We start from the raw sequence: 7,446 nt of genomic DNA on the forward strand, positions 1-7,446 counted from the left end.
CTTATTCGCCTCCTAGGCCAAGCATTATGCCTTTGACTGCTGCAACCGACTGGGATAACACTTGGATTTGGCTCAGATCTTGATCGCTTTCAACGATATATTGCTCAGGGGTTGAACCGAGAATATCGATCGTAATTGAGGTGAGCGTGTCGGCGGTTTTAGTGAAGACTTGGCTGTCTTGCTCCCAACTAAAAACACTATTTTTAGGCAATAAATACACCGCCTTTTGATACTCGGGTATCACAGTGATCTGTTGTCCTAACAGTAAGTTACATTCCTGCGGCAAGGGTGATGACCAAGCGGTCACAAAGGCACCTTCGGCGATGGCCGACACGGACTCAATGGCGATATGGCACTGATTGATATTCACCGCCGAAAGTGAGTGCGACTGACTCATTGGCACACTGACCTTGACGCGAATGCTGTCGCTGGGCACCAGTGAGAATAGCTGTGAACCCGCCATATAAGGCCCATTCACTTGGTTGAGTTTAACGATCCCCGCCACTGGCGTGCCTACCACTAGGGAGTCTGTGGCGGCATCTGTGCTTTTGACTATCTCCATAAAATGCTGCATGTGCTCGTATTCGAGGTGAGTGCTGAAGTAGTCTTGGCTGATCTCTTGCCATTTTTCTGCGCTGATACTGCCATTGTTTAATAAGGGTTTATTGCGCTCATAACGGCTTTTGGCCAGTTGATATAAGCTGCTGGCGGCTTCGACTTGGGCGAGGTAGTGGAACACTTCTGGCCCAGTCAGTTTAACTATTGCTTGGCCTTTAGTGACGAGCTGGCCTTGGCCGACGAGAAAGCTGATCTGCTGGATATTCTCCGGTGTGCTGATCCAGTAATCGTTACCGGGGAGGATTTCAACCTGCGCGGGCAACGGGCTGCCCTCATAACTGGCGACTTTCTGTGGTTGCACGTAGCTCAGGTCTAAATTACCGAGGGAGCTAATCGTTAAGGATTCAGCCTGCACTAAAGTGGCAACACTGGCGGATAAACAGAAAAGGCATGCGCCGTACTTGGCCATCATAATGAAATTCCTAAGGCTTGCAGTTGTTGGGAGTGCAGTTGTTGCTGCGCGACTTGGTTCAGTGCTAAGCGGGATTCGGTATCGAGGGCATCCATATAGCGGCGTAGCCAGACTTCGTAGCTAACTTGATTTTGGTCTTTGACCTTGGCCAGCTCTTCAGTGATGGTGCGGCTAAGGTGTAAGGCTTGAGTTAGCAATGTCTGTTGGTCGAGTAAGTTTTGTTGCTGTTGTTCTAGCTTTTTAAGCTGAGTTTTCAGTTCGATATAGGTACGGTCGAGGTTGAGCGTGTGCTCGGTATTGGCTTGTTGCCATTGGGATAATTCGGTTTGTGATAGGGCAGAACCCAAAGTCAGTGGTACAGAAACGGCGATGCCAAGCTGTTGATCATCGACTTGATTATCGGCGGTATTTTTGGCCGTGAGTGAGACTGCCCAAGGATCGTTATTCCCTGCTTGCTGACTCTGGATGATCAACAGCTGTTGCTGCTTCTGCAGGCTCAGTAGTTGCCATAATGGATGCTGCGCGAGCATGTCATTGGGTTGGTTGTTGGCAGAAAGTGGCCGCGCGGTTTCGGCTATGTTCTGCGGTATTTGCTCTTGTCCGGTGAGTTGTTGATAGAGGGCACGCGCCTCGGCCTGTTGCTGATTAAGATCGACCCGCTCCAGTGCAATATCCACCAGTTCGCGCTCTAACAAGAGTATGTGGGCAATCGGCAGTTCGCCCGCATCTGTGAGTTGCTTTTGCTGACTATGGAGTTTGTCGAGTAATTGGCTCTTGCGATCTAATTGGGCCAGTTTCACTGCAGCAAGACGATGTTCCCACAGGCTTTGTCGCAATAATCCCGATAAATACAGGCCTTGCAGCGCGACTTGTTGCGCCTGAATGCTTTGGGTGAGTTGTTTAATCTGCTTGTCGCTGCTGTGCAAAGCAGGGGATTTTATTGGCAAATTGAGTGAGAGTTCCTGCTCGTAGCTGTTACCATTATCTAGGCTACCTAAGTGACTCAGGCTAATGCTCGGCAGGCCATTGAGCCAAGCTGAGCTGCTCAAGCTTATTTGTGATTGCGGTAACTGGCCGCCCGATTGAGATAGAGAATGTAATCTAGCTTGGCTGGTGGAGAGTGCTTGAGATAGCTCGGAATTCGCGGCGTGGCACAGGAAACTGCTGTTGACTAAGGTCGCCAACAGACATAACTTGATACAAGACGTACTGACAGACATAGGACGATTCTATGGTAATAAAGTGTGCTGTCAGTGTAGGGATTGGTGGGCGAAAGTCGTGGGGGACATGTATCATAAAACCGTCTATGGTACATATGTCCCATAAATTAATTGGTTGATTTTGCTTTTATTTAGGAGTTTTTCGATGAAGGATCTTGTCATTATTGGTCTGTTGGCCTTGATCATATGCTTTAAGCTTTTTGACATCTCATCCGACATTCAATTGGGCATTCCCCAATGGCATATTGCCCAGGAAGCCATGCTGTTAGTGCTCACTGTGATTGGTGCCATGTACTTAAGTTATGATCTTATTCGTCGCTCCCGCGAAGTGAAAGCGTTGGCTAAAAGGTTGGAGCATGCGGATAAGAAAATCGACAATATGTCGACGCAAATGCGCTCTGCCAGACAAGAATACAGCCAAGCTGTATCGCAGCAATTCGAGACTTGGGGCTTTACTAAGAGTGAGCAGCAAGTGGCATTTTTATTACTTAAAGGCTTAAGTTTTAAAGAAATTGCCGAAGTTCGCCAGACTAAAGAAAAAACCGTCAGACAACAGGCATCGACCATTTATGGCAAAGCGGCTGTGGATGGACGCCACACTTTCTGTGCTTGGTTTATGGAGGACTTTATTCAAGAACATAATCAAGATCTTGCTGCGAATGAAGCGGCATCAAGTTCTAAGGCGGCTTAATCTGCGCTGGATTGGCTTAGCTGTTATAGCTATTTGTTATTGAAAATCGATATTTGCTGAGTTTTTAGTTCTAAACAATAATGAGCATCCTCTAAGTTTGCAGGAAGATGCAATTGAAAAACTGGCTGATTATCGTGTTTTGCCTGATTGCCTTGGTCGCTTCGACGCAAACCACAGGACTCGTGCGTTCACTTATCGAATTCTCCGCCTTTGTAGGCGTCCTCTGCTGGGCTTGGCGAATGAAGCCGACGGCAGAGTAGACTGGCTTTCCGCAAAATCTTAGCTATTGAAAATAAAGAATATACACTAAAGACGTGATACCAATCGCTGCCCACAGCATTACCCCAAGCAACAAAGGTTTGGGGCCACTCGCCCGCATTTTCTGCACTGTAATTCCTGCACCAATCAAAAACAAACACAGGACTAATGCCCGTTTCGACACCATAAATAAGGTGTCATAAACAGCGTGGAATTGTGGCAACCAATGGGCTACGGCAATGGCTAAACAATAAAAACCGATAAAATACGGCAGGTTAAGCTTGCGCTTATCGCCACCAAACAATATAGCGCTGACTAATGCGATCGGGATAATCCACAGGGCACGGGCGAGTTTTATGGTTGTTGCGGTTTTTAAGGCTTCATCGCCGTAGGCCGAAGCCGCGCCGACAACCGATGAAGTATCGTGGATGGCGATGGCGCTCCACACGCCAAAATCGTATTGGCTCATATTGAGCAAGTGGCCGAGTGCGGGGAATAAAAATAGCGCGACTGAATTGAGCACAAATACGCAGGCTAATGCAGTGGCGGTTTGATCGTTACGCGCATTGATGGCCGGAGCGACTGCGGCAATGGCACTGCCACCGCAAATAGCGGTACCAGAGGCGATTAAGTGGCCCGTGACATGATCAAATTTCAGGGCGCGGGTGAGCACAAACCCTAAGCTGAGGGTGAAAAAGATTGAGCCAACAATCAGGCCGAAGTTGTGGGTGCTCGCCTCGATCGCCGCGTTTAAGTTAATCCCAAACCCTAAGCCAATGATCGAATAAGACAGGAGTTTTTTGGTGAGTGCGGCGATATTCCATTGCACTGGCACCCAACCAAGGCTGGCTAAGGTAAAACCTAACACTAGCGCCATGGGCGATGAGATAAAAGGCGCGAGGCATAACAAACCCGCACAGATGAAAACGATGCGATGAGTCTTATTATCTTGCTGTGATGTCGATGAAGAATTCATAACGCCTTAGGCTCGAGCGATTCGGTTTATCGTTCCAACCACAGATCTTCACATTAAGCGACGGATACAAAATGGCGATCAATTGGATTGATCATGGAGACAGATGCAAGAGGGCATTATAGCTGTGTGTATGAGCCTCAATAAAATCAATTAAACTTACCTAGTTAATCAATTTTATTGACTCTTAGAAGATTTGGCAAAGCAGGAGGGTAAATCGAAGAAGATGAACTGAGCTCAGTTCATCTTCTTGGCTAGATAATAAATGGCGAGGTTACAAAGCGTGAAATTATAAATTTACGATACTTTTCAAGTTGTAATCGCTGCCATCCTTTGCGGTAAACAACTTATCTTGGGTGTCGTTGGCGCTGGACATACCCGCATGTAATAGGCTGAGCCAATGGCGCGATGCGGCAGAACGTGACTCTGGTGTTCCGACTACCATGTTTAATGACGTTCCGATTTGGATATCTTCCAGATTGGCAACGTCTCTCGCACCTATCATGCCACTGCGGTCGAAACTGAGTTCAACGTGGCAACCTAGGTCCTGTAACACTATGGCGCAAGGCGCATCTTTAGTGCCGTTAAAGGCCACAAACTGTTTTGGCTGACGTAAACCACTGTGGCTGCCGTCGGCAAAAAAGGCCAACAGGTGTTGGTAGTAAACCACATAGCTGCTCACATCTTGGTGTGAACCAGAGTTAAGTGGAAAGAGGCGGTCGAGGAATTGTTTCGCATTAGCGATCTTCTCGTGCTCGGCGACATTCACTTGGGCCACGGCTAGCACTTCTTCTGCGATGAGGCTGTTTAGATTCGGTTGGATCTGGTTGCTCTTGATAATTGACATATTCATCGCTTGTTCCTCTCACTCTTTCAATTTAAAAAAATTCAGGGTTTTGATTTAACTTTTGGCTTATCAAAGTTTGTCTTCAATTTGGTTTGTCCGCTTTGAGTGCTTAGCCACTTTTAGTGGGAGTGGTTAAGCATTTCTTGTACTGGAATGGCTTAGCTTGTTCGCATTAGCCTTTCCTTGATTGCTTGATTTGTAGTCTAGTCTTTTTTTGACTACAATTTCACAATAAAAATTTTACACTGTGAATTTTACAAAATGCGCAATGACCAGAGCTTGATGAGAAAATCACATTTCCTAGGCACAAAAATACGTAACCTACGGAAACGTAATAATTTAACTATGGAAGATTTGTCGGCACGATGCATTCGAGTCGACGCCGGAAGTGCGCCCTCTGTGTCATATTTGTCGATGATCGAACGTGGCAAGCGTGTGCCGAGTGCCGGAATGCTGGCAGTCATCGCCGCGGTTTTTCAAAAAGACGCCGAATGGTTCTTAGACGATGTGCCCGAAGAAAACGCCATTACGCCAGACAAGGGCCGACGTGGCGGCATAAGCGGTATGGCACTCGAACCTAGCTTTTTGTTTTCCAATGATATTTTACAAATAGCGATACCTGAGATGCTGTCGCAGACAGGGATCTCAGGTCGGCAGTTTGCCCATTTATTGATCCGCGCCCATCAAGAACACCATCAAAATCATTTCCCCGATCTTGAACGTGCCGCCGAAGAAGTCGGCCTCAAACGTATGCCCTTATCTCTAGACGATATGCTGGATATCGCTAAGGGAATGGGATTAAAAATCAAGTGGATAGACAGTACGCCGCAGGAAGTTATCGATGAAATGGGCGTGAGTTCGCGTCAGTTGGTCACCTCATTTATTGAGCCGCCGAGCACGATTTATGTAAATAAAATCCTCAAAAATCGCCCCAACAGACTCAAATATGATTTAGCCGTGCACATAGGTCATTGCGTGTTGCACAACAAGGACGGCCTCAAGAGTGTGATGATCTCAGGCCGCAAATTAGAAGTGGATGAAGAGGCGGGTATGCAGTCCAATACCTTGAACGCGCAGGATATCTTGCATGCGTGGCGCGATTTTGAATCGAGCTTCTTCGCTGGTGCGCTGCTGTGCCCTAAAGTGCCTTATCGCCAATTACTCGACCGCCACGGCTATGAGATTGAGGTACACAAGCAACTGCAAGTGTCAGCCTCAGTCGCCATGCGGCGCATGACAGTGGTATCTCCTTATCCTCATTGGCATTATTTCGACGCTTACGCACCAGGCAAACTCAAAGCCGTTTATCGTGGTAACGGTATTCCACTGCCTTGGGGCAATATGCGGTTAGTGGAAGACCCTTGTCAGCATTGGGCCGTCTTTAGGATGATCAGTGAGCCGACGGTCGGTACTTCGGCACAGATTTCGATTTTAAACGTCGGCAACGAACCCCGCATTTACTGCTGTGAGTCGATTAAAGTCGAAGACTCGGCAGGCAACCCGCATGTGCTCTGCGCTGGTATTGATTTAAATCCAGCCATTGAAGCCCAAGGTAAAGATGCCCTGTCTATCGCCCACGATTTGAAGAATGCCTGTGTCGCCAGCGGCGGTTCTGTCACTATTCCCAAACACATTAAAAGCGATTTGGTGAGCGTCGCAAAAATTCTCAATATCAACTGGATAGAGCGCGGGATCAAAAACGACGCCCGCCTTATTTGCTCTCGCGGCGCCGTATGCCCACGCCAACCCAGTTGCTATCAAGCAGGTAAATCACTGTGTGATGGGGCAACGTAAATTTTACGTTGAGTTTTGCGGCCTTACAGCCGAGAAAGTCGTGGGGCTTCACCCCACACCCGACCAAGGAGGACTGCTCGTCCTATCCTCCTTGGATGCTCCATGACGCCCCCAACGGAGTTGAAAGCTCCTTGTGCTCATTGGCAAATTTGCTATCGCTTCCGAAGTCCTCGCTTTACATCCATGTAAAGCACTCCAGTTCGGCAATCCCTGCCTCTCGCTCATAAGCGCGAAAATCACCGATTTTCATTCGCCCCTGCCCCTGCGAAAGCTAGCTCGCTATTTGATAGGCGGGATGTCTGAATGTCGTGAAGTGTATGGATGCACATGAGCGACCATAGTGAGATATATATACTTTTATGGTAATTTTTTTGGGAGCTACATTCTGAAGAATCCCCTGATGATTTACAAATAAATCATCAAATTAGGGTGGAAGCGCATCTTGTTGCATGATCAAATGGTTTCGCTAAAAACTACACTTGGACAACAAGATGCGCGAAGCCAATATCCTACAACATTCTTTACACCAATACTGCCCAGAACTTCACCTAAAACGATTAAACAGCTTGATGCTGGCCTCTAAGGCACTGATTGAATGTAAGACACTGACCTTGACTGAGTTAGGTCGAAATT

7 protein-coding genes and 1 pseudogene are annotated in these 7,446 nt (G+C 47.5%); 4 read left to right on the forward strand and 4 right to left on the reverse strand.

Translation table 11 applies throughout. From position 1 onward, the window contains the following. Nucleotide 1 precedes the first annotated feature (1 nt). Nucleotides 2-1,030, reverse strand: a complete 1,029-nt coding sequence (locus tag L5M17_RS17110) for a membrane fusion-like protein (RefSeq protein WP_263148643.1) — start codon at nt 1,028-1,030, stop codon at nt 2-4. Next, nucleotides 1,027-2,250 (reverse strand): metal transporter, encoded by a 1,224-nt coding sequence (locus L5M17_RS17115; RefSeq protein WP_263148645.1) that lies wholly within the window; start codon nt 2,248-2,250, stop codon nt 1,027-1,029. The genes L5M17_RS17110 and L5M17_RS17115 overlap by 4 nt, the downstream gene beginning before the upstream one ends. 145 nt (nt 2,251-2,395) lie before the next feature. Here L5M17_RS17115 and L5M17_RS17120 point away from each other — a divergent pair, with 145 nt between their 5' ends. Together L5M17_RS17120 and L5M17_RS17125 are read left to right on the forward strand one after the other, a co-directional pair. After that, nucleotides 2,396-2,941 (forward strand): helix-turn-helix transcriptional regulator, encoded by a 546-nt coding sequence (locus L5M17_RS17120; RefSeq protein ID WP_006079428.1) that lies wholly within the window; start codon nt 2,396-2,398, stop codon nt 2,939-2,941. Nucleotides 2,942-3,054: 113 nt separating this feature from the next. After that, nucleotides 3,055-3,201: a hypothetical protein gene (locus L5M17_RS17125; protein WP_086014207.1), complete on the forward strand. Its 147-nt coding sequence runs from the start codon at nt 3,055-3,057 to the stop codon at nt 3,199-3,201. Between the two features lie 23 nt (nt 3,202-3,224). Here the strand turns inward: L5M17_RS17125 and L5M17_RS17130 are convergent, their stop codons facing one another. Next, the gene (locus tag L5M17_RS17130; RefSeq protein ID WP_263148648.1) at nt 3,225-4,175 is read right to left on the reverse strand and encodes a YeiH family protein; all 951 of its coding nucleotides are present in this window, start codon (nt 4,173-4,175) and stop codon (nt 3,225-3,227) included. A 286-nt stretch (nt 4,176-4,461) separates the two neighbouring features. Further along, complete coding sequence (locus tag L5M17_RS17135; RefSeq protein ID WP_011845404.1) at nt 4,462-5,025, reverse strand: malate synthase; 564 nt, start codon at nt 5,023-5,025, stop codon at nt 4,462-4,464. Nucleotides 5,026-5,280: 255 nt separating this feature from the next. Between L5M17_RS17135 and L5M17_RS17140 the strand changes: the two genes are divergently transcribed. Continuing rightward, nucleotides 5,281-6,813, forward strand: a complete 1,533-nt coding sequence (locus L5M17_RS17140; RefSeq protein WP_263148650.1) for a DUF3612 domain-containing protein — start codon at nt 5,281-5,283, stop codon at nt 6,811-6,813. A 491-nt stretch (nt 6,814-7,304) separates the two neighbouring features. After that, nucleotides 7,305-7,446, forward strand: a pseudogene (locus tag L5M17_RS17145) (IS4 family transposase); the annotation flags it as partial.

The sequence above is a fragment of the Shewanella sp. SW24 genome (assembly GCF_025653395.1).
Taxonomy (GTDB): Bacteria; Pseudomonadota; Gammaproteobacteria; order Enterobacterales; family Shewanellaceae; genus Shewanella; species Shewanella oncorhynchi.